Below are 22,232 nucleotides of genomic sequence, written 5' to 3' on the forward strand. Positions count from 1 at the left end.
TGAATTGAATTAAAGATATTTGAAGTGTTAAAGGGATAAATTTTTTGTAAAGTAAAAGTGATTTTTGTGATTCACTTTTTTGATTATACGCTATTAATCAATTGAAGCTAGAGCAATCTAGTTTCGTCATCACAAAATTTAAGGTAACTATTTCTTTAAAGTATAGTTTTAGTTAGTTTAGTTAATTATTGGGGAAAAGAGAGCTGGTCAGGCTCTCTTTTTATTTGTGCCAATAATAGATTGTTTTCTTCTCTTTTTATTCATTAAAATTTAATGTTTTGATATTGTCAATTGTTTGTGAAAATTGTAAATAATTGGCAGTTCTAAATAAGTGTAAAGTATTTGTTTATAGGTGTTTGAGTAATTATTTCTGTAAACTTTTGGGTTTTAGTTGATTTTCAACTTGTTAAAAACTTGTTGACAATGTTCATAAAATTAGCTTTCTTTTTCAGCTTCAATTTTGAATATTTGTTAAACCCAAATCGACAAAAATGTTCATTTTAATCATCAAAAAACCAAAACACTAATGTCTCAAACTACTGAACCAATTTTACAAGAAAACAAAGATCGATTCGTAATTTTTCCTATCCAACACCACGATATTTGGGAGTGGTATAAAAAATCTGAAGCCAGTTTTTGGACGGCCGAAGAAATAGATTTGCATCAAGATCTTACAGATTGGCAAAGTAAATTGAATTACGACGAGCGCTACTTCATAAAGCACATTTTGGCATTTTTTGCTGCCAGTGATGGAATCGTAAATGAAAATCTTGCCGAAAATTTCGTCAACGAAGTGCAATACAGCGAAGCCAAATTCTTTTATGGGTTTCAAATCATGATGGAAAATATCCATAGTGAAACCTATTCGTTGTTAATTGATACTTATGTAAAAGATGAAAAGGAAAAGAGTATGCTTTTTAATGCCATAGAAACATTTCCTGCCATCAAGAAAAAGGCAGAATGGGCTTTGAAATGGATTGAATCTCCAAGTTTTGCAGAGCGATTGATTGCCTTTGCAGCTGTAGAAGGTATCTTCTTTTCTGGAGCCTTCTGTTCTATTTTCTGGCTTAAAAAGCGTGGTTTAATGCCTGGGCTTACCTTCTCCAACGAGCTTATCTCCAGAGATGAAGGTGTGCACTGCGATTTTGCAGTTCATTTGCATAATCATCACCTTGTAAATAAAGTGCCAAAAGCGCGTATCACTGAAATTTTGGTGGATGCCCTTGATATTGAAAGAGAGTTTATCACAGAGTCCCTTCCGGTTAGTTTAATTGGTATGAATTCTAAATTGATGACACAATACTTGGAGTTTGTTACAGACCGTTTGTTGAGCGAATTAGGCTGCGAAAAGGTATACAATACTTCAAACCCTTTTGATTTTATGGACATGATTTCACTACAAGGAAAAACTAATTTCTTCGAAAAACGTGTGTCAGAATATCAAAAGGCAGGCGTGCTTAATAAGGAAGAGGAAGAAGATAAATTCAAATTTGATGCCGATTTTTAAATAATTGGCTCCTCAAATCTAAAATATACCCTCTTTAGGGAATCAATACGTATTACAATATTAGGCTTACAGTTTTTAGAAGTAGGTTTTCTAGGAACTGTAAGCCCAAATCTTACCGAATTTTGAACATTTCAGGGTTCGGGCTAACTAATTAACCCATTTTCTGAAGTGATTCGGAAAGCTAAAAACTTGAAAAACATATGTATGTAGTTAAAAGAGATGGCCGGAAGGAACCGGTGATGTTCGACAAAATCACCGCTCGTGTTAGAAAATTATGCTACGGATTGAACGAATTGGTAGATCCAGTAAAAGTGGCAATGCGCGTAATTGAAGGCTTGTATGACGGGGTCACAACTAGTGAACTTGATAATTTGGCAGCTGAGATTGCTGCAACTATGACCACGGCGCATCCTGACTACGCTCGATTGGCGGCACGAATTTCGGTATCTAACCTGCATAAAAACACTAAAAAGTCATTTAGTGAGGTCATGCATGATCTCTATACTTATGTAAACCCGCGCACTGGGCAAAAGGCACCATTACTTTCAGAGGAGGTGTATACTGTTGTCATGGAGAACCGTGATAAGCTGGATTCCATGATAATTTATAATCGCGATTTTGGCTATGATTATTTTGGATTTAAAACCTTGGAGCGTTCCTATCTTTTAAAGCTAAACGGAAAAATTGCCGAACGTCCCCAACATATGCTCATGAGAGTTGCTGTGGGGATCCATCTGCATGATTTGGACGCGGCCGTGGAGACTTATGAGTTAATGTCCAAAAAATATTTTACACACGCTACACCTACACTTTTTAATTCTGGAACACCAAAACCACAAATGTCGTCTTGTTTCTTATTAACCATGAAGGAAGACAGTATTGACGGAATTTATGACACGTTGAAACAAACGGCCAAAATTTCTCAGTCGGCAGGTGGTATTGGATTGGCTATTCACAATGTGAGAGCTACAGGAAGCTATATTTCTGGAACCAACGGAACTTCCAATGGAATTGTTCCAATGTTGCGTGTATTCAATGATACGGCGCGTTATGTAGATCAGGGGGGCGGAAAGCGAAAAGGGAGTTTTGCGATTTATATTGAAACTTGGCATGCCGATATTTTTGATTTTCTTGATTTGAAAAAGAATCATGGAAAAGAGGAGATGCGTGCGCGTGACCTGTTTTACGCAATGTGGATTTCCGATTTGTTTATGAAGCGCGTCGAAGAAGATGGTCAATGGACTTTGATGTGTCCTAACGAATGTCCGGGCTTGGATGAAAGCCACAGTGAGGCTTTCGAGGCACTTTATTTAAAATATGAAGCAGAAGGCAGAGGGCGTAAAACCATCAAGGCACGCGAATTGTGGGAGAAAATATTGGAATCGCAAATTGAGACAGGAACACCTTATATGTTGTATAAGGATGCGGCAAACCGTAAATCCAATCAACAGAATTTGGGAACCATCCGTTCCTCGAATTTATGTACTGAAATTTTGGAGTATACGGCTCCAGATGAGGTGGCTGTATGCAATTTGGCATCCATTGCCTTGCCAATGTTTATCAAAAATGGAGAGTTTGATCATAAGGAGCTTTTCAAAATTACCAAGCGTGTTACTAAAAACCTAAACAGGGTTATCGATAGAAATTATTACCCGGTTGTTGAGGCTCAGAACTCCAATTTTAGGCATCGTCCAGTAGGTCTGGGGGTTCAAGGTTTGGCGGATACCTTCATTAAATTGCGTATGCCATTTACCAGTGATGAAGCCAAAAAATTAAATCAGGAGATATTTGAAACCCTTTATTTTGCGGCCATTACAGCCAGTATGGAAGAGGCCTCGGCCGATGGTCCTTACCAAAGTTATGAAGGGTCTCCAATAAGTAAAGGGGACTTTCAGCATAACCTTTGGGGGATTAAGGATGAGGAATTGAGCGGACGTTGGGATTGGGCAAAACTTAGAAAAGATGTTATGAAGCATGGTGTACGTAATTCCTTGTTAGTAGCACCAATGCCTACGGCTTCCACATCGCAGATCTTAGGTAACAATGAGTGTTTTGAACCTTATACATCCAATATCTATACAAGACGTGTGCTGTCTGGGGAATTTATTGTTGTGAACAAACATTTGTTGGAAGACTTGGTGGAGCTTGGTCTTTGGGATGAAAATTTGAAGCAGGAAATCATGAGAGCCAATGGTTCTATTCAAAATATAGATGAAATCCCTCAAGATATCAAAGAATTGTATAAGACGGTTTGGGAAATGAGTATGAAGGATATCATTGACATGGCGCGTCACCGTGGGTATTTCATTGACCAATCGCAATCCTTGAACCTATTTATGGAGGGAGCTACCATGGCAAAATTGACTTCTATGCACTTTTATGCATGGAAAAGCGGTTTGAAAACCGGAATGTATTACCTGCGTACCAAAAGTGCGGTAGATGCTATTAAATTCACTTTAGACAATAAGAAAAATAAGCAAGTTATTCCTGAGTCTAAAGAAGCGGAATTGGAAGCGCCTGTTGTAGCTCAACAAAAGGAGCAAGCAGCAAAAACAGCGGCTAAGTTTGCCAAGGAGACCACTGAGGTAGAAGTAGAACCTATGAGCGCTGAAGAAATGAAAGCTTTAATAGAGGCAGCAAAAGCCAATGAAGGGGAGGATTGTCTTATGTGTGGTTCTTAATGTAAGTTGATTTAATTTGTTTAATAAAAAAAAGCCATCTCATTGAGATGGCTTTTTTTTAGATACCTGTTTCTTATTCTTCTTCGTTTCCAGCAAATAATTTATTAAGTCTTGCTGGTTTTACAGAGCTGTCGTGGGCACTGTAATATTCTTCCAGTAAGTTCATGGTAGCATTAAGAAGGTCTTTTGTTTCCAATAGCATACTGAAATAAAGTGTAGTGTTTTTAGGACTGGACTCTTCAGTTCTGGTACGTTCCACTTGTTTTTGGATCTTATCGGTTACCAAGGAAACAATTTCCTCTTTGCGGTTCAAGATCTTTCCAATTTCTGCAAAAGAATGAGATTCGAATGCGTTCTTGGTATTTTGGAAAAGACGCTCAAAACGCTCATCAACTTCTTTTAGTTCCTTAATTTGGCTAAATTTCAACTTCTTGTGGTTGTTGTTGATGTGTTTGTGACTCGCCTTTGAGATGTATTCCAAAGATTGTGTCATATCTTGTAAATATCCCAAAACGTTGATGTAAAAATTACTCGCACTTACACTTGATTCATCCAAGTTTTTGATGAAATAGAAAATGTTGTCACGTAATTCGTCTATGTCTTCAGTTAATTTAACTACCTGCTTTTTATTCTTTTTAAGCATTGCCAAATCCTGTCTGGCCAAACCGTTGATAGCGTTGGTGTAAATTCTGTTACCTCTGTCTACTACATTGGCAATGTTGTTGGCACTTTCGTGGATAACACCTTGTACAGAACTGCTTTCGGCTTTTAATAGGCGATTTTCTGCTTTTTGCTCTTTTGACTTTTTGCTATGAGCAAGGTAGTTGCGTACTAGGATAATCGTTGCCAATAACAATAGAACAGGAACCATTACTTTTACATTCCAGTTTAAGAAATAAGCAATAACCGCTGCAGAAACAAAGGCAATTAAAGCGGTGAAAAACCATCCTCCAATAACGTTCAATACCCCAGCAACGCGGTATACGGCGCTTTCTGCACCCCAAGCCTTATCTGCCAATGAAGTACCCATGGCTACCATAAATGTAACGTAAGTAGTAGATAATGGTAATTTCATTGAAGTTGCTATGGAAATCAATACTGCCGCAACCATTAAGTTCACTGCTGCTCTAACCAAGTCAAAGGCAGGTAACTCATAGGTTTTGTCTTTTTGAAGTGCTAGTACTGGTTTTTCAAATTGTTTGTCAATTTTAGCTTGCCATGATTTAGGTAGCACATACGAAGAGATTTGAGACATCAAGATGGTTGCTCTAACGAAAATTCTTGATAAGAAATTAGGTTGGAAACGCTCTTTGGTAGCTTCCTGGCTGGATAGATCTAATGAGGTTTTTACAACATCTTTTGCCTTGCTCGAGAACCATAGGGTTACTACCATAATTAAACCTGCGGCTACCAGTAATAGTGTTGGTGTTGGTACCTTAGAGGCTAAGCTGGCCATTGCGAAAGCTTCTGGAGCAGCGCCTGAGGCAGACCAAGCTTGGAAGGATTGCCATCCCGCAATTGGTACTCCAATGAAGTTTACAAGGTCGTTCCCGGCAAAGGCCAATGCCAAGGCAAAGGTTCCTACTAAAATAATTAGTTTGTAGATGTTTGTTTTGGCAAACAAGATTAGGGCGAATGATAGCAAAGACCAAAACACTAAACTTATAGCAACAATGAGTAATACTTGGTTTTCTAGGAAGTGACTTATAGTTTGCCCATCTAATATGTCAAAGCTTTCTTTGGCATAGTTGGTACCTTTAATCCCTTTCATGAAAATGAAATAGGTAATAGCTGTTAAAGCAAATCCTCCAAATAAAGCTCCAACCCATTTCGCCTTTCTTTCAAAATCATAAGACAGTAATAGTCTTGAAACCCATTGTACGATAGCACCTATGGAAAAGGCGACCACGACCGAGAGCAGAATCCCAAATATAATTTCGGTGGCTTTGGAAGTGTTGATGTAGTTTACAACATCTGTAAAGGTCCCTCCGTCATGGGCTATTTTTATTAAGGCCATGGCTACAGAGGCTCCAAGCAATTCAAATACAATAGATACTGTCGTTGATGTTGGCATCCCCACGGAATTGAAAAAGTCCAGGAGTAGGATGTCCGTAATCATTACGGCCATAAATATGATCATGATTTCACTGAACATGAACTCCCCGGGGTTGAAAATTCCCTTACGGGCTACCTCCATCATACCGCTGGAGAAAACGGCTCCAACAGCTACCCCAATACTGGCAACAATCATGATGGTTTTAAAAGAAAAGGCCTTGGAACCTATGGCGGAATTTAAAAAGTTTACCGCGTCGTTACTCACCCCAACAATCAAATCGGCGATGGCCAAAATGGAGAGGGCGACAATCATTAATAAATAAATATTATCCATAATTTAACTTCAAATAATTTGCAAATATCTATAGTGTTTTACTTAGATGCGTTACCTAATTGTTATCATTTAAGTTCTTAAAACTGAATCTCGAATTGCACACGACAGGCTAACCTGTCTGATTGGACTGCGCGATCTGCATATGTGATATCTGTTTGAACCTTAAGTTTATGACCTACAATATACTTAGAAACTCCTAGAGTATACTCATTTGTGGTGTCTCTTCCTGTGATTTCTTTAAAATCTGTGTTTGAAAAACGTCCTGCAAGCTCCCAATTGTTCTTGAAAAGGTAACCTGCTGAAAAGTTGTAACCGCTTCCTGTCTGTACAATGTCTCCTGTAGGGGTGCCATCGCTGTTTACTGCTACTGGACTATCGGCATCTCTATCGGCATATTCAGCCATGATAGAAAGACCTCGGTATTTAAACATAGCGTCTACAAATAGGGTTGTGATATCTGTTTCAAACAAACCGTTGTCAGTTTCCATATAAGAACCACTGTTACTACGGATTCTTACGGCGTTGTCGTTAAAGTCGTAAGACACTCCCAGGGCTAGTTTAGGAGTTTTTGTGCGTTTAAGGTCGCTACCTACATAATCATCCTTGCCTTCAAATTTTCCGAAAGGGTAGAGCTCTAAGCGACCTGTATATTGGTGTCCGCCTAGGTTTCCAGTAGTGACATTTCTACCTTCTCCTTGAGACACTGCCAAGGCTTCTGTAATGATGAAATTTTCTGTGATTGCAATTTGGTGGTGCAATTGTATTCCCATATCACGGTCTATGTTAAAACCTGCATTAAGAATGGATCTGTCTACAAACTGCATGTTCGATGATGAAATGACACGTTCGCGGTTTCCTGGAAGTTTGGTTTGTCCAAACCAAAGTACAAAATCACCGTGGAAATTCCATTTCATTACAGCGTCCATAACGAAGCGTGGTGTATTGTGGGTGTAATAGGAAGCACCGGACATATCGCGGTTGGATAGGCCTAATTCAATTTTATACTTAAGTTTTGGAGTTAAGGCGAAACCGCCAAATTTTAGGCGGGCACGTCTAATTAACATATTGGATTGTAAATCTCCAAGGTCTCCTTCATTTTCAGACCAAACAGCAGAACCCAGTATTTGCATTCTTGCATTTACCTTCATGGACCAGGTACTATCTTTACCTACTAGGTTGAAAAGTCCTTTACCAAATTTTGGGCTGTTTGTTTCAGTTTCTTGGGCGTGCGAAGTAAGCGCACAACATAGCATAACTGCTAGGGCAGTAAGTTTAAGTTTCATATCAGGGTACTAGTTTTTGTCGGCGGCAAAGAACTGAACTCTATGTTAACTTAATGTTATGTGAAGATTAAGTTTGTAACATTAAACAAAAGAGGCTACTTAGTTAAAAGTAGCCTCTAGAATTCACTATAATATAGTCGACAAAAACTAATAGATTATATGAATCTCTCATTGTTTGTCATAAGACTCTGCAAATCTGCCATTATAAAATGACTTTAATGTAATGATAATATTAACTAATTATTAATAACATTTAATATTCGGAAAGTCTTAACTGTCAGAAAAACAGTGCTATTACGTTTCAATGTTAAATTAATGTTACGTAAATGTTTATTCAATGTAAATTTTTCGTAACTTTGAATATATATGAACCTTAAACCCAAAGCAACATGAGAAAGATAGTCGTACTTGCAGCATTGCTTTTTGTAAGTCTTGGATTTGCACAGAGTGAAAGAACTTTAACGTTAAATAAAGAAACCAATGTCATTGATGTGGTATATTATCATGACAACGGAACCATTAGCCAAACGGGTAGTTATACGTTTGACGGCAAACTTCAGGGTGATTGGTATAGTTATGATGTAAATGGGAAGAAGATAGCTGCAGCAAAGTATGACAATGGTATTAAGACCGGTAAATGGTTCTTTTGGGAAGAAGATACATTGAAAGAAGTTGATTATTTGAACAATAGAGTAGCAAGTGTTAATGAATGGGCTACTAAAAGTACCTTGGCTTCCAAATGATACTATATTAATAGATAAGAAAAGAAAAAGCATCCCAATTGGGATGCTTTTCTTATTTATATGGATATGTTTATTATAATCCAGTAGTCCAACCTGCAGCCCACTCAGGAGCGTCAGCACCGTTGCCAGCACCAGTTGCAGTTCCTTCAGTATAGAACGCTTGGTTAGCGCCAGTATAGTCTGTTGCCATGAATCCTTCAGCTGTGTTTTCAAACATTACGTTGGTCATAGTCAAATCACCGTTTTCAATTCTTACCGCAGCTTCAGCATCTGTATCTTTAACTTTAATTCCTAAGTTGATTCCAGAAGTATAGAAGTTGTCGATAGTGAAGTTTCCTCCACCTTCTTTAAAGTAAAGAGCGCCTTCAGAAACTGGTCCTACAACTGTAATGTTAGACAAAGTTGTGGTAGTTACAGGAGTTGCATCTCCGTTATCTCCGTTGTTTGATCCTTCAATACCAGCTTTAGCACCACCAGCGATGTACCAGTTAGATCCACTTCCAGTCCAACCATCAGCAAAGTCGATAGAATCGTCACCACTGTTGATAGATACTAAGTAGTTACCTACTACAGATCCACCAAAGAACTCGATACCGTCGTCACCACCGTTGTAAGACTGTACATATTCAAAAGTAGTACCAGCACCAACACCGAATAAAGATACTCCGTTAAACTCTTTGTCGTTAGAGAAAGTTGCACCTGTGTACTCAACTCTTAGGTATTGGATAGATCCTGAATTATCGTTAGTATCACTTCCTCCGTAGATTAAATCACCAACTTCAGACGTTACAGAAGTTCCTTTATTTGTTGGAGCGTTACCACAGATTACCAATCCTCCCCAGTCACCTGCAGCAGGAGAAGCAGCTCCAGAAGTCATTACTACTGGGTTGTTAGCTTCACCGTTGATATTAATAGTTCCGTTTTGAGCAACTCCAATAAAGGCTGCAGTACCACCAGTAGCTTTAATTACAGTTCCAGCTGGAATGTTTAAAGTTCCACCAGCTTTAACAACCAAAGCACTTGTCAATAAGTATTCAGTATTAGCACTTAAAGTTACGGTTCCTGTAATCTCACCAGCTAAGTTTTCAGTTACAGATCCACTGTTGTCCAATCCAATAGTCCAACCTGCAGCCCAATCAGGAGCAGCAGCACCGTTACCAGCACCAGTAGCAACACCTTCAGTATAGAAAGATTGGTTAGCACCAGTATAATCAGTAGCCATAAACCCTTCAGCCGTATCAGCAAACTGTAGGTTAGTAATAGTTAGGTCGCCGTTTTCAATTCTTACTGCTGCTTCAGCATCCGTATCTTTTACTTTAACACCAAGATCGGCATTAGTTACATAAAAGTTGTCAATTGTGAAGTGTCCTCCACCTTCTTTGAAGTAAAGTGCTCCTTCAGTTACAGGTCCTACTACAGTAATGTTAGAAAGAGTAGTTGTAGTTACAGGAGTAGCATCTCCGTTATCTCCGTTGTTTGATCCTTCAATACCAGCTTTAGCACCTCCGGCAATATACCAGTTTGTTCCAGTTCCAGTCCAACCATCAGCAAAGTCGATAGAATCGTCACCACTGTTGATAGATACTAAGTAACGACCTTCTACAGTTCCACCAAAGAACTCAATACCGTCATCACCACCATTGTAAGACTGTACATATTCAAATGTAGTACCTGAACCTACTCCAAATAAAGAAACCCCGTTAAATTCCTTGTCATTAGAAAAGGTTGCTCCAGTATACTCTACTCTTAAGTAGCGAATAGAACCAGAGTTGTCATTTGCCACATTTCCACCATAAATTAAATCTCCAACTTCTGAGGTAACAGAAGTTCCTTTGTTAGTAGGTGCATTACCGCAAACGACCAATCCACCCCAGTCTCCAGCAGCTGGAGAATTGGCGGCAGAGGTCATTACTACAGGGTTCGCAGCAGTACCATTTACAAATATTTGAGCTCCTTGGGCAACAGCTATATAAGCAGAGGTACCACCAGTAGCCTTGATTATAGTTCCAGCGGGAATCGTTAGAGATCCGCCGTCAAGAACTACCAAAGCACCAGTCAATTGGTACTCTATAGAAGCGTCCAATGTTACATCGTCAGAGATATTTCCTTCTAAAATACTCAAGGTCTCGCAAGGCTCACAATCACCTCCACAATCGATACCTGTTTCGTTTCCGTTTTGAATTCCGTCATTACATGTAGCTTGTGTCCCTCCATTGTCGTCATCGCTGGAACAGGATACAACTGAAATTAAAGTCGCCACTGTAAGAATTAAGGTAAATAAATTTTTTCTCATTGTGTTTTTTTGTTGTTTTAAAAATTTAAAGCAAAAGAAGGCATTGGCTTTAAATTGAAGTTTACAGAATGGTTAACTAAATATGAATATATCTTACTAAAAATGAGGTTTGTTAACAATTATTTAAAATTGATAGGATAACGATAATTTAAAATCTCTTCCCTTTTTATATGTCATTACGTCAACATCTTGAGTATCCTGGTAGCGTTCTACAGAAGGATTCAATAGGTTTTTGAATGAAGCTCCCAAAGTAATGTGTTCATTTACTTGATACTTGGTAATGAAGTCAAGAGTTCCGTAACCTTTATCTACCATGTTGCCTCTCCCTTGAACTCCTAAGGCGTAAATACGATCAGAAAAGTAGTTGAATGCTAATGTAGTCATGAAGTTTCTATCTTCTGAAAAGTCTTTGTTGAAGCTAATATCGGCATTCATTAAAAAGTCTGAGGCCCCAGATAGACGATCATTTTTGTTAGTGAACACTGTGTTTATTATCGAATTTTCTTCAGCGACTTTTTCGTCATCCAATTCTTGGTCTGTATACATGTAAGCAGCATTTAAACCGGCAGAAAATACGGTTGCTAAAGTGCTGTCATCTGTTTCAACTTCGCTTTTGAATAGGTTCTTACGTACTTCAAGCTCTGCTCCAATAGCCATGGCATAGTCTCCAGAATTTACCCAACTGATATCGTTGGATGCCGAGGCAATGGTAACTTGGTTGATAGGATCAAGGATGTACTTTCCGAAAGCCCCAAGAGAGAAGATCTCATCAGATTCTGGGAAGAATTCCCAAATAATGTCAGCGTTGTAGTCTTTAGAGGCGTACAAGTCTGGGTTTCCTATATAATCCTGGTTTACTTCTTGGAATAAGAAAGGCGCACGTTCTTTAAACTGTGGCAGGGTATAGGTTTTACTGGCCGCAAATTTAAGGTTATGCTTTTCGTTTATGGCATACTTTAGAGAGAATGCAGGAAGGATTTCGAATGTATCAAATTTGTTGTCTTCTGGTTCTGGACTCGAGCTTATGGAAGTGTCCCATCCAATGGTTTGGGTAATTTGTTCGCCTCTAAGCCCTGCAATCACACTGAATTTTGGAGAAAAAGTATATTCAAAATTTACAAATCCTGCGTGAATATTTTGGTCTCCTTTGTAAAATTGAGGTTCTAATGCGTTTGGGGTATTAACGTTTCCGCGGAAGGTCTCAATTCTAAATAAACCAGCGTTCAAATTTTCTTGAGTGAAGTAGGCGTCCACATTGTATGGTTCTACTACAGGTTGTGTAATAAGGTTGTTGTTGGAGTCTCTAAGTAATATTCTGAAGTTGAATTGGGTTGCTTCAAAATCTACTTTTTTCATTCTTCCGTTGTACCCTAAGGTTACTTTTCCAGCGTATTCGTCATCTTCATTTTTGCTGAATTTAAAAGTGGTTGCTATGTTTGCTGCCAATTCGTCCTCATTCAAATCTTGGTAGAATCTGTGATTGGCTGATGCTGAAGATACCAATTGCATAGATTTTGGTCCATCTGGGTCGTTAGGGTTTACAGGTAACAATGTGGTCTGTCTTCTGTTAGGTACATTGTTGTAAAGCATGTTGTAAGATACGCCCCAGTTGACATCAAATTGCTCGCCAATAGCATGGTCACCCAATAATTGGTTTACAAACAACTCTGTTCTATCAAATACAGAACGCTGTATGATACCTCCACCTTCTGGTGCGTCATCAAAAACATTGATCACACCATCATATTCCATTTGCTTTTGACTTGTGGAATTCAAGTAAAGGACATTGTATTTTATGGACTGTTGTTTGTGTTTCAAACCAATGTTCCCCATTAAAGTGGTGTTTGTTTTGTACTCGTAATTTTCAAAATCAAAATTACTTAAAGGCACTCCAGATACGTTTACACCTCCTCTAGAAAGGCCTTCTTTGTAAGTGAAGCCGTTGCTATAGTTACCAACCCCGAAGAAGCTTAATTTAGTTTCGTCTCCTAATCTTAAGGTTTCCCCGCCAACTAAAGAGATTCCGGAGTTCACTGGCATTGGTCCTTTTTCTCTATCCCAGCTAGTGGTAAAGTTATAGTTGTTCAAAGGGTAATCTGGATAGTCTGTGGTGTAGAATCCGCTGTAGTTTGGACCTTCATGTAGATAAAAATCTTCCGTTCCTATAGCTTCAGTATTGGCGCCACTGCTTAAACCCAATTGTAAAAAACCTGATCCTGTGTAGTCTTTTGAAATGATGTTGATATTTGCTCCAGCAAAATCGCCATAGTTGGCAGCGTTGTAGGTTTTGTCTATTGCAATAAACTCTACAATGTTTGTGCTGAAAATATCCAAATCGATGTTCTTGTTAGCAGGATTGTTGGATGGTAATGGCAAACCATTTAAGGTGGTGATGTTGTAACGGTCTCCTAGACCTCTTACAAATACACTTCCTGAGCCTTCTTGTTGAGAGATTCCTGAAACTTTGGTTACGGCTGTTGCTACGTCACCCACACCTTTTCTAGAAAGTTCTTGAGCTCCAATAGAAGTTTTGATACCTGTAGCTTTCTTTTGCTCCAATAATAGGGCAGCTTCGCTCTCCTTTCTAGTAGTAGTGGTAATGATAACTTCATCCAAAGAAGCGGCACTCGCTCCCATAGGTACGTTAACTTCTGTTACTTTTCCTGCTACTACCTCTACAGTAATCTCTTGAGTTTCGTATCCAACAAAGCTGAATACCAGGGTGTAGCTCCCTGGGTCTAGATTGTCAATGGCGTAAAGACCATCAAAATCTGAGGTAGTACCTGTGGTAGTACCTTTAATTAAAATGTTGGCAAAGGCCAACGGTTCGTTGTTAAAGTCAATGTCTGTTAATTTTCCTGCCACAGAACCAGTGTTTTGTGCGTAGAAAACGGTGGTGAATAACACCGAAAATACAAATAGTAATTGTCTCATATTATAGTTGTTGTAATTCGCTGCAAAGAAACCCTCATACTGTAAAGCCAATGTTAACTCACAATTAAAACTAGGTAATCAAAAGGTTAGAAAAGTGTTAAGAGATGAGGCTATTTTTGAAGTTTGGAAACATTAATTTAACATTGAAAACAGTATCTTGCGTCGACAAAATTTTTTAACATGAATTGGGAGGACTTATTATCCTTAAAGCGTTTTGGCGATACCCATAAACGTTTACGTAAGGAACAAGATGAAACACGTTTAGGCTTTGAGGTTGATTATGACCGGGTTATTTTTTCGGCCGAGTTTCGAAGTCTACAGGATAAAACTCAGGTCATCCCATTATCTAAAACCGATTTTGTACATACGCGACTTACACACAGTTTGGAGGTGAGTGTCGTAGGACGTTCCTTAGGAAGGAAAGTGGGGCAAAGGATCTTGGAAAAATACCCATATTTGCAAACCGTCCATGGGTATCAAGCCAATGATTTTGGAGCAATTGTGGCAGCAGCGGCTTTGGCTCACGATATCGGAAATCCGCCCTTTGGACATTCTGGTGAAAAGGCCATTGGTGAATTCTTTAAAAATGGTAAGGGGGCTTTGTATAAAAGCGAGTTGACTGATAAGGAATATCAAGATTTGTGCGATTTTGAAGGAAATGCCAATGGGTTTAAGATTTTAACCGAAAGCAGAAGTGGAAGAGAAGGAGGACTTCGGTTAAGTTATGCTACGTTGGGAGCCTTTATGAAATACCCAAAAGAGTCCTTGCCAAAAAAGCCAAGTAAGCATATTGTAGATAAAAAGTACGGTTTTTTTCAATCTGAAAAACATATTTTCGATGATGTTGCCAAAGAGTTGGGTTTGCTTAAAAGAGGAGTTGATGGTGAGGTAAGGTATTCAAGGCATCCTCTTGCGTTTTTAGTGGAGGCCGCGGACGACATCTGTTATACTATTATTGATTTTGAGGATGGGATCAATCTTGGTTTGATTCAGGAAGAGTTTGCTTTGGAATATCTAATTAATTTGGTGAGGCACTCCATTAATACAGAAAAATACCATGCCTTGAAGAATACTCAAGATCGGGTGAGTTATTTAAGGGCGCTTGCTATCAATACCTTAATCAATGAAGCCGTGGATTTGTTTATGGCAAATGAAGAGGCAATTTTAAAGGACGAATTTACTCAGGGTCTATTGGATAAGAGTCGTTTTGAAGCCCAGATTAGCGATATTATTAAAATCAGTATCCAGAATATCTACGAATCTTCTGAAGTGATTGATAAAGAAGTTTCCGGATATGAGGTTATCAATGGACTGCTAACAGCGTTTACGGATGCTGTTTGTAATACAGCCAATGGTACTGCTTCCAATTACAACAAATTAATTTTAAAAATGCTTCCCGAAGCGGTTCGTTCATCCCAAGGATCAACTTATGAAAGTCTAATGGCGGTGTCCAATTATATTTCAAAACTCTCAGATAGCAATGCTATTCTTGCCTATAGAAAATTGAGAGGGGATTATATTTAGGATCTTGTTGAAAACATGTTGACAAGTTTTGAGGAGAAGCTAAAATCTGTACTTTTTTCAACTAAATTTGTGCTGCTTTATGATATGATAATCAGATTTTTCATGTCATGAAGTGTATTTTGTCGAAGAAATTTGTTTTTTATCGATTAAATCTTATATTTGTCCTGTTGTTTATTCTCTAAATCTACAATGATGAAAAAGAACCTTTTAGGAGCACTTGTTATTTTCTTTGTTACTGTGGCCTTTTTATTGATGCTTGATGATATGCGTTCTAGTAAGAATTCGCAATTGAACGAAAGTGTCGATATTTATAATGCTACAGAGCAGCCTAACATGGCTACTACAGACAGTGACGCTGAATAATTGCTTCTAGTTTAGCAGAGATAGCATCCGCATCTATTCTGGTGAGGTGCTGTAAGGTTTCAATACTCCCATGTTCCACAATTAAATCTGGAACCGCCATAATATGAACGTTGTTCTTGTAGTTGTTCTGAGCTGCAAATTCTAAAATGGCACTACCAAATCCTCCTTTTTCACAACCATCTTCTATTGTAATTATTTCTGAATAGGCATTGAAAATCATGTGTAACATGGCCTCGTCTAATGGTTTTAGAAAGCGCATGTCAATGTGAGCGACATCGTCTTTCAACTCAATTCTTTCGATGGCTTGTGTAACCTTATCAGCAATAAAACCTAGGCTAAGAATGGCTATGTTGTTACCGCTTTTTAGTGCTACAGCTTTGCCAATTTCAATTGGTTCAAAAGGTTGTTTCCAATCCAAGGTGTTGCCTTTACCTCTAGGATAGCGGATCGCAATAGGGTGTTGAAGCCCTAATTGTGCCGTATACATTATGTTGCGTAATTCAATCTCATTGCGAGGTGCAAAAATAATAAGGTTAGGAATGCATCTTAAGTACGCTAAGTCATAAAGACCGTGATGTGTTGCGCCATCTTCACCTACCAATCCGGCACGATCTAAACAAAAAATGACCGGAAGATTTTGAATGGCCACATCATGGATCACCTGATCGTAAGCTCTTTGTAGAAAAGTAGAGTAGATATTACAAAATACAACAGCGCCTTGGGTGGCCATGCCTGCTGCGAGGGTTACGGCGTGCTGTTCTGCGATGCCCACATCAATGGCCCTTTCTGGAAATTCCTGCATCATATATTTTAAGGAACTTCCCGTTGGCATTGCGGGAGTGATGCCTATTATGTCTTTATTGGTTTTAGACAATTCTACAATAGTATGCCCAAATACATCTTGAAACTTTGGCGGTTGCTCAGTATTGGATTTAGCGATAAGTTCTCCTGTTGTAGCATCAAATTTACCGGGGGCATGGTATTTTACTTGATCTTTTTCTGCCTGTTTTAAGCCTTTACCTTTGGTGGTAATGACATGTAGAAATTTGGGACCTTCAACCGTTTTTAAGCGCTCCAATTCTGAAATCAAAGCGGCAAAGTCATGACCATCAATAGGGCCTGAATAGTTGAAGTTTAAGGCTTCAAACACATTTTCGTGTTTTTGTGTGCCTTTTTTAACATTGGTTAAATATTGTTTCAAAGCCCCAACGCTAGGATCAATTCCAATGGCGTTGTCGTTTAGAATTACCAAAAGGTTGGCATTGGTTACGCCTGCATGGTTAAGACCTTCAAAGGCCATTCCGCTAGCTATAGAGGCATCGCCAATAACCGCTATATGTTGTTTACTAACTTGACCTTTTAGTTGAGAAACTAAGGCCATTCCTAAAGCCGCAGAAATAGAGGTGGAAGAATGTCCAACGCCGAAAGTATCATAGGGACTTTCGCTTCGTTTTGGAAAGCCGCTTAGTCCGCCAAATTGACGATTGGTGTCAAACACATCCCTTCTGCCGGTTAAAATCTTATGTCCGTAGGCTTGGTGGCCAACATCCCAGATCAACAAATCTTCAGGTGTATTGAAGACGTAATGGAGGGCAATGGTGAGTTCAACCACTCCCAAACTGGCCCCTAAATGACCTTCTTTGGTAGCGACAATATGAATGATAAACTCTCTTAATTCCTTTGCTAATTTTGGAAGTTGACTTTGGTCTAAGTGCCGTAAATCCTCGGGAGAGTCTATGTGTTTTAATAACTTGGACATAATTACAAATGTACCATTTGAAATCGTATTTTTGGGATTCGGAATTCAATTTTATAGCTATGGAAAATCCTTTTGATGACGTCTATTTTATGAAGAAAGCCCTGCAGGAGGCCGAAGAAGCTTATGAGAAAGGAGAAATTCCTGTAGGAGCCGTGATTGTGGTGGATAATAGAATCATTGCAAGAGCACATAATTTAACCGAAATGTTGAATGATGTCACCGCCCATGCCGAAATGCAGGCCATTACTTCAGCGGCAAATTTTTTAGGTGGCAAGTATTTAAATAATTGTACGCTTTATGTTACTTTGGAGCCTTGCCAGATGTGTGCGGGGGCCTTGTATTGGAGCCAAATAGGTGAAATTGTATATGGAGCAAGAGATGAGGAGCGGGGCTGTATCAATTTAAAAACCAAGCTCCATCCCAAGACAAAAATGGTAGGAGGTGTTCTGGAAACAGAGGCTTCCCAATTGATGAAGCGCTTTTTTATAGAGAAGCGAAATCTCAATTGAACGCAAAAAAAAACGCCTAACAATACTGTTAAGCGCTGAAACTGTGTTTAAAGATATATCTCGTTAAACCACTTGCACATTAGCGGCAACTAGTCCTTTTCTTCCTTCTTCTTCAGTGTACTCTACACTATCGCCCTCGCGTAATTCGATACCGTTCAAGTTCGATACGTGAACGAAAATGTCTTTTCCTGTTTCGTTGTTGGTGATGAATCCAAATCCTTTTGAATCGTTGAAAAATTTAACTGTTCCAGTCATGGTAAAAAAAATTATTATTAAAACATAAATGTATGATTTATAATTGTATCAAGCGTTAAGGAATTGTATTTTTATTTAAAAAATTGATTATCAGTATTTTTTTTTGTGATTTCGCATTTTTTCGAGATTCTCTTTATTAATCATATAGTCCTTCATGTCTTTGTCCTTCCATCGGTAGTATGAGAACAACGGAAACACAACTACAAAAAGGCCAACTACCCCAAAACCAATGAGTTTTTGTGAATAGTGGACATCCAAAAGGAATCCGCAAGCAATGCTAAGCACAGAAAGAATGCAGGAAATGGCAATAATATATTTCATGTTTTAATGCGTAATATTGATTAGTTTTCGACGATAAGCCGTCAATAATTTGGATTTGGAAATAAAGCCAACGTACACATTGTTCCTTACAACTGGAAGGTTCCAAGCATTACTGTCCTGGAATTTCTTCATAATATCCGTCATCTTGTCTCTTTCAATATCGATAATTTCCGGAGGATTTTGCATGACCTCTTCGGCTTTGATTTCATCATAGAGACTCTGGTCAAACATCACTTGCCTAATATCATCCAATAAAATAATCCCTTTAAGGGTTTGGTCTTTGCTTCGTATCACCGGAAAAATATTTCTGCTGGACTTAACCACGGCTTTATGTACAATGTCACCAAGCGTCATTTCTGGATTTACAGGAATAAAATTGGTTTCGATAACCTTATTGATGTCCATCAATGTTAACACCGCATGATCTTTGTCGTGCGTTATGAGTTCTCCCTTTCTTCCAAGCTCCATACTATAAACGGAATGTGGATAGAAATATTTGGTAATGGCGAAGGAAATGGTAGCCGTTAACATCAATGGGATGAAAAGTTCATAGCCTCCGGTTAATTCAGCAATCAGGAAAATAGCAGTAAGAGGAGCATGTAGCACACCTGCCATTAATCCGGCCATGCCCACAAGTGTAAAATTACTTTCGGAAATTTGATTGTTAATTAGAACGGTGTTATTGAGAACCTTTGCAATACAGTTCCCCATAATGCTTCCCATAAAAAGAGTAGGGGCGAAAATTCCTCCAACACCTCCGGCCCCAAAAGTGATGGCACTCGCGATGATCTTGAAAAATACCAATCCGGCCAATAGTCCAATGACAATCCATACATTATTAAGGTCCAAATGAAGAAAGTTGTTTACCAAAGCTTTTTCAGGCTTTCCAGCAATAAGGTTGTTCATGACGTCAAATCCTTCACCGTAAAGCGGTGGGATGAAATAAATGAGTACTCCAATGGCGGCTCCCCCTACGAGTAGCCTTTTAATGGGGGAGTCTATTTTTTTAAATAATTTTTGGATGCGTTCATATGCTTCGGTGAAATAAATGGATGTGAATGCTGCAAAAATTCCTAAGATGGCATAAAAAGGTAAATCGGAAGCCTTAAAGTGGTCTTCAATTCTAAACGGCAATAAGATGTCGCTTCCAAAGAAAAAGTACGATGTCATAATTGCAGAAAGGGAGGCCAATAGCAAAGGAAGCATGGACGCAATGGTCAAGTCCAGACTAAACACTTCAATGGCAAATACAATAGCAGCAATTGGCGCTTTAAAAATCGAGGACAGGGCGCCTGCGGCGGCACAACCAATTAACAGGTTTTTTGTTTTCTGGTTCATGTGGAACATGCGTGCAATATTGGAACTTATCGCAGCTCCTGTGGCCACGGTAGGGCCTTCAAGTCCCACAGATCCACCAAAACCAACCGTAATCGGGGCCGTTAATATAGACCCGAACATTTGGTATTGTTTCATAACTCCTTTGCGTTTGGCAATGGCAAATAGAGTAGATGGAATCCCGTGGCTTACCTTATTCCTAATGATGTATTTAATGATGAGATACACCAAGGTAAAGCCGATGATGGGGAACAAAAAGTAAAAGGCATGATGGTAGTATTGTACCAAACGTCCTTCCAGTAAATGTTGTATGAAGTGCGTCAAGTTTTTTAGGACCACAGCTCCAACCCCAGAGGTGAAACCAACCAGTATACTCAGGAAATAAACAAATTGCTTATGGGAGATGTGTTTGGCTCTCCAAATCAATAAGCTCTTGTACAATGATTTTGCAGGCATAACCTAAAACTACTAAAAAATCCTGCAAGTTGCAGGATTTAATTTTTTATGAATTTAGATTTAGTTTTAAGCTTAATTCGTCCAGTTGGGCATCGTCGACCGCTGCGGGAGCATCAATCATGACGTCTCTTCCGGAATTGTTTTTCGGGAATGCTATAAAATCTCTAATGGTTTCCTGTCCACCTAGAATTGCGACCAATCGGTCAAGACCAAAGGCCAAACCACCGTGCGGCGGTGCTCCGTATTCAAAGGCATTCATCAAGAATCCAAATTGAGCTTTGGCTTCTTCAGGGGTGAACCCTAAATAGTCAAACATTAAAGACTGTGTTTTTTTATCGTGAATTCTTATGGAGCCACCCCCAATTTCATTTCCGTTTAATACTAAATCGTAGGCATTGGCTTTTACAGCGCCTGGATCGGTTTCCAATAATTCCAATTGCCCTGGTTTAGGAGAGGTGAACGGGTGGTGCATGGCATGGTAACGCTCTGTATCTTCATCCCATTCCAAAAGAGGGAAGTCCATAACCCATAATGGTGCGAACTCATCTGGTTTGCGTAAGCCTAGTTGTTCGGCCAATTCCATTCTTAAGGCACTTAGCTGGGTTCTTACTTTATGGGTGTCTCCAGATAAAATACAAATCAAATCTCCTGGCTTGGCTCCGGTAACCTCTGCCCATTTGGCAAGATCTTCCTGATCGTAGAATTTATCTACGGAAGATTTAAAGGAACCATCCTCATTGTAACGGCAGTAAACCATTCCCATGGCGCCAATTTGAGGACGTTTTACCCAAGCGATAAGTTTATCGATTTCTTTTCTGGTAAAAGCATTTCCGCTAGGTACAGCAATACCAACTACCAATTCAGCAGCATTGAATACTTGGAATTCTTTGTGCTGCGTAACGTCGTTAAGCTCTCCAAACTGCATTCCAAAACGGATGTCTGGTTTGTCGTTACCGTACAAACGCATGGCGTCATCGTAAAGCATTCTTGGGAATTGGTCAATTTCAACGCCATTTACTTCTTTCAGCAAATGTCTTGTAAGACCTTCAAAAGCATTAAGAATATCTTCTTGCTCAACAAAGGCCATCTCGCAGTCTATTTGTGTAAACTCTGGTTGTCTGTCTGCACGTAAATCTTCATCCCTGAAACATTTTACAATTTGGAAGTACTTATCCATACCACCTACCATAAGCAATTGCTTAAATGTTTGTGGAGATTGAGGAAGCGCATAGAACTGCCCAGGGTTCATTCTACTAGGTACTACGAAATCGCGTGCACCTTCCGGTGTAGATTTTATTAAATAAGGTGTTTCAACTTCAATAAACCCTTCTTTTGAAAGGTAATTTCTAACCTCTTGGGTTACTTTATGACGGAAAATCAAACTGTTTTTAACAGGATTACGTCTAATATCTAGGTAACGATATTTCATACGTAATTCTTCGCCGCCATCTGTGTCATCTTCAATAGTGAAGGGTGGTAGTTTGGCACCGTTCAACAGGGTAAGTTCCGAAACCAAAATTTCAATATCACCAGTAGCCATGTTTGGGTTTTTGGAAGCACGCTCTATAACGGTTCCTTTTACCTGAACTACAAACTCACGCCCCAACTTTTGGGCCTGTTCCATGATGTTCTTTGGCGTGCGTTCTTCATCAAAAATAAGTTGGGTAATCCCGTAACGATCACGTAAATCTACCCATACCATAAAACCTTTGTCTCTTACTTTTTGTACCCAACCCGCAAGAGTAACTTCACTATTGATGTGTGATGCATTCAATTCACCACAATTATGACTTCTGTACATACCTTAAATTTTGAAGTGCAAATTTAATGAAGATAACTGATTAAAAAATAAAAAAGCCCTAACATTTGTCAGGGCCTTC

At 39.0% G+C, this 22,232-nt stretch carries 15 protein-coding genes; 6 read left to right on the forward strand and 9 right to left on the reverse strand.

What is annotated here, in order from left to right:
• Window positions 1-526 precede the first annotated feature (526 nt).
• Window positions 527-1,507, forward strand: coding sequence for a ribonucleotide-diphosphate reductase subunit beta (locus tag ZA05_RS06285; protein WP_053990833.1), 981 nt, complete (start codon window positions 527-529; stop codon window positions 1,505-1,507).
• Window positions 1,508-1,707: 200 nt separating this feature from the next.
• On the forward strand, window positions 1,708-4,188 hold the full coding sequence (locus tag ZA05_RS06290; RefSeq protein WP_053990834.1) for a ribonucleoside-diphosphate reductase subunit alpha: 2,481 nt from the start codon (window positions 1,708-1,710) through the stop codon (window positions 4,186-4,188).
• Window positions 4,189-4,261: 73 nt separating this feature from the next.
• Here ZA05_RS06290 and ZA05_RS06295 read toward each other — a convergent pair whose 3' ends face one another.
• The gene (locus ZA05_RS06295; protein ID WP_053990835.1) at window positions 4,262-6,577 is read right to left on the reverse strand and encodes an inorganic phosphate transporter; all 2,316 of its coding nucleotides are present in this window, start codon (window positions 6,575-6,577) and stop codon (window positions 4,262-4,264) included.
• 77 nt (window positions 6,578-6,654) lie between these two features.
• Window positions 6,655-7,860 carry a porin gene (locus tag ZA05_RS06300; protein WP_053990836.1) on the reverse strand — a complete coding sequence of 402 codons (1,206 nt, stop codon included), beginning with the start codon at window positions 7,858-7,860 and terminating at the stop codon, window positions 6,655-6,657.
• A gap of 389 nt (window positions 7,861-8,249) precedes the next feature.
• Here ZA05_RS06300 and ZA05_RS06305 point away from each other — a divergent pair, with 389 nt between their 5' ends.
• Window positions 8,250-8,603 carry a toxin-antitoxin system YwqK family antitoxin gene (locus tag ZA05_RS06305; protein WP_053990837.1) on the forward strand — a complete coding sequence of 118 codons (354 nt, stop codon included), beginning with the start codon at window positions 8,250-8,252 and terminating at the stop codon, window positions 8,601-8,603.
• A 73-nt stretch (window positions 8,604-8,676) separates the two neighbouring features.
• On the opposite strand, the gene ZA05_RS18320 is transcribed toward ZA05_RS06305, so the two are convergent.
• Both ZA05_RS18320 and ZA05_RS06315 read right to left on the reverse strand, forming a co-directional pair.
• Window positions 8,677-10,896, reverse strand: coding sequence for a hypothetical protein (locus ZA05_RS18320; RefSeq protein ID WP_197276056.1), 2,220 nt, complete (start codon window positions 10,894-10,896; stop codon window positions 8,677-8,679).
• Between the two features lie 123 nt (window positions 10,897-11,019).
• Window positions 11,020-13,830, reverse strand: a complete 2,811-nt coding sequence (locus ZA05_RS06315) for a TonB-dependent receptor (protein WP_053990838.1) — start codon at window positions 13,828-13,830, stop codon at window positions 11,020-11,022.
• A gap of 180 nt (window positions 13,831-14,010) precedes the next feature.
• On the opposite strand from ZA05_RS06315, the gene ZA05_RS06320 reads away from it, so the two are divergent.
• Together ZA05_RS06320 and ZA05_RS18190 are read left to right on the forward strand one after the other, a co-directional pair.
• Complete coding sequence (locus ZA05_RS06320; protein ID WP_053990839.1) at window positions 14,011-15,354, forward strand: deoxyguanosinetriphosphate triphosphohydrolase; 1,344 nt, start codon at window positions 14,011-14,013, stop codon at window positions 15,352-15,354.
• A 192-nt stretch (window positions 15,355-15,546) separates the two neighbouring features.
• Entirely contained in the window at window positions 15,547-15,717 is a 171-nt protein-coding gene (locus tag ZA05_RS18190; protein ID WP_157503105.1) for a hypothetical protein, read from the forward strand.
• On the opposite strand, the gene ZA05_RS06325 is transcribed toward ZA05_RS18190, so the two are convergent.
• Complete coding sequence (locus tag ZA05_RS06325) at window positions 15,695-17,476, reverse strand: 1-deoxy-D-xylulose-5-phosphate synthase (protein WP_053990840.1); 1,782 nt, start codon at window positions 17,474-17,476, stop codon at window positions 15,695-15,697. The two genes, ZA05_RS18190 and ZA05_RS06325, sit on opposite strands and share 23 nt — an antisense overlap.
• 59 nt (window positions 17,477-17,535) lie before the next feature.
• Here ZA05_RS06325 and ZA05_RS06330 point away from each other — a divergent pair, with 59 nt between their 5' ends.
• A complete protein-coding gene (locus tag ZA05_RS06330; protein ID WP_053991038.1) occupies window positions 17,536-17,985 on the forward strand; it encodes a nucleoside deaminase in 450 nt (149 codons plus the stop codon).
• 63 nt (window positions 17,986-18,048) lie between these two features.
• On the opposite strand, the gene ZA05_RS06335 is transcribed toward ZA05_RS06330, so the two are convergent.
• The 4 genes from ZA05_RS06335 to aspS form a co-directional block, all read right to left on the reverse strand.
• Complete coding sequence (locus ZA05_RS06335) at window positions 18,049-18,240, reverse strand: cold-shock protein (RefSeq protein ID WP_053990841.1); 192 nt, start codon at window positions 18,238-18,240, stop codon at window positions 18,049-18,051.
• 90 nt (window positions 18,241-18,330) lie between these two features.
• Window positions 18,331-18,561, reverse strand: coding sequence for a hypothetical protein (locus ZA05_RS06340; protein WP_053990842.1), 231 nt, complete (start codon window positions 18,559-18,561; stop codon window positions 18,331-18,333).
• 3 nt (window positions 18,562-18,564) lie between these two features.
• The gene (locus tag ZA05_RS06345) at window positions 18,565-20,352 is read right to left on the reverse strand and encodes a chloride channel protein (protein ID WP_053990843.1); all 1,788 of its coding nucleotides are present in this window, start codon (window positions 20,350-20,352) and stop codon (window positions 18,565-18,567) included.
• A 46-nt stretch (window positions 20,353-20,398) separates the two neighbouring features.
• Window positions 20,399-22,153 (reverse strand): aspartate--tRNA ligase, encoded by a 1,755-nt coding sequence (aspS, locus tag ZA05_RS06350; protein WP_053990844.1) that lies wholly within the window; start codon window positions 22,151-22,153, stop codon window positions 20,399-20,401.
• Between the last annotated feature and the right edge of the window lie 79 nt (window positions 22,154-22,232).

The organism is Mangrovimonas sp. TPBH4, assembly GCF_001280505.1.
GTDB lineage: Bacteria > Bacteroidota > Bacteroidia > Flavobacteriales > Flavobacteriaceae > Mangrovimonas_A.

Bases quoted from the DNA above. Each gene is read 5' to 3' on its own strand.
- ZA05_RS06285 (WP_053990833.1), top strand. From the start codon at position 527: ATGTCTCAAACTACTGAACCAATTTTACAAGAAAACAAAGATCGATTC.
- ZA05_RS06290 (WP_053990834.1), top strand. From the start codon at position 1,708: ATGTATGTAGTTAAAAGAGATGGCCGGAAGGAACCGGTGATGTTCGAC.
- ZA05_RS06295 (WP_053990835.1), bottom strand. From the start codon at position 6,577: ATGGATAATATTTATTTATTAATGATTGTCGCCCTCTCCATTTTGGCC.
- ZA05_RS06300 (WP_053990836.1), bottom strand. From the start codon at position 7,860: ATGAAACTTAAACTTACTGCCCTAGCAGTTATGCTATGTTGTGCGCTT.
- ZA05_RS06305 (WP_053990837.1), top strand. From the start codon at position 8,250: ATGAGAAAGATAGTCGTACTTGCAGCATTGCTTTTTGTAAGTCTTGGA.
- ZA05_RS18320 (WP_197276056.1), bottom strand. From the start codon at position 10,896: ATGAGAAAAAATTTATTTACCTTAATTCTTACAGTGGCGACTTTAATT.
- ZA05_RS06315 (WP_053990838.1), bottom strand. From the start codon at position 13,830: ATGAGACAATTACTATTTGTATTTTCGGTGTTATTCACCACCGTTTTC.
- ZA05_RS06320 (WP_053990839.1), top strand. From the start codon at position 14,011: ATGAATTGGGAGGACTTATTATCCTTAAAGCGTTTTGGCGATACCCAT.
- ZA05_RS18190 (WP_157503105.1), top strand. From the start codon at position 15,547: ATGAAAAAGAACCTTTTAGGAGCACTTGTTATTTTCTTTGTTACTGTG.
- ZA05_RS06325 (WP_053990840.1), bottom strand. From the start codon at position 17,476: ATGTCCAAGTTATTAAAACACATAGACTCTCCCGAGGATTTACGGCAC.
- ZA05_RS06330 (WP_053991038.1), top strand. From the start codon at position 17,536: ATGGAAAATCCTTTTGATGACGTCTATTTTATGAAGAAAGCCCTGCAG.
- ZA05_RS06335 (WP_053990841.1), bottom strand. From the start codon at position 18,240: ATGACTGGAACAGTTAAATTTTTCAACGATTCAAAAGGATTTGGATTC.
- ZA05_RS06340 (WP_053990842.1), bottom strand. From the start codon at position 18,561: ATGAAATATATTATTGCCATTTCCTGCATTCTTTCTGTGCTTAGCATT.
- ZA05_RS06345 (WP_053990843.1), bottom strand. From the start codon at position 20,352: ATGCCTGCAAAATCATTGTACAAGAGCTTATTGATTTGGAGAGCCAAA.
- aspS (WP_053990844.1), bottom strand. From the start codon at position 22,153: ATGTACAGAAGTCATAATTGTGGTGAATTGAATGCATCACACATCAAT.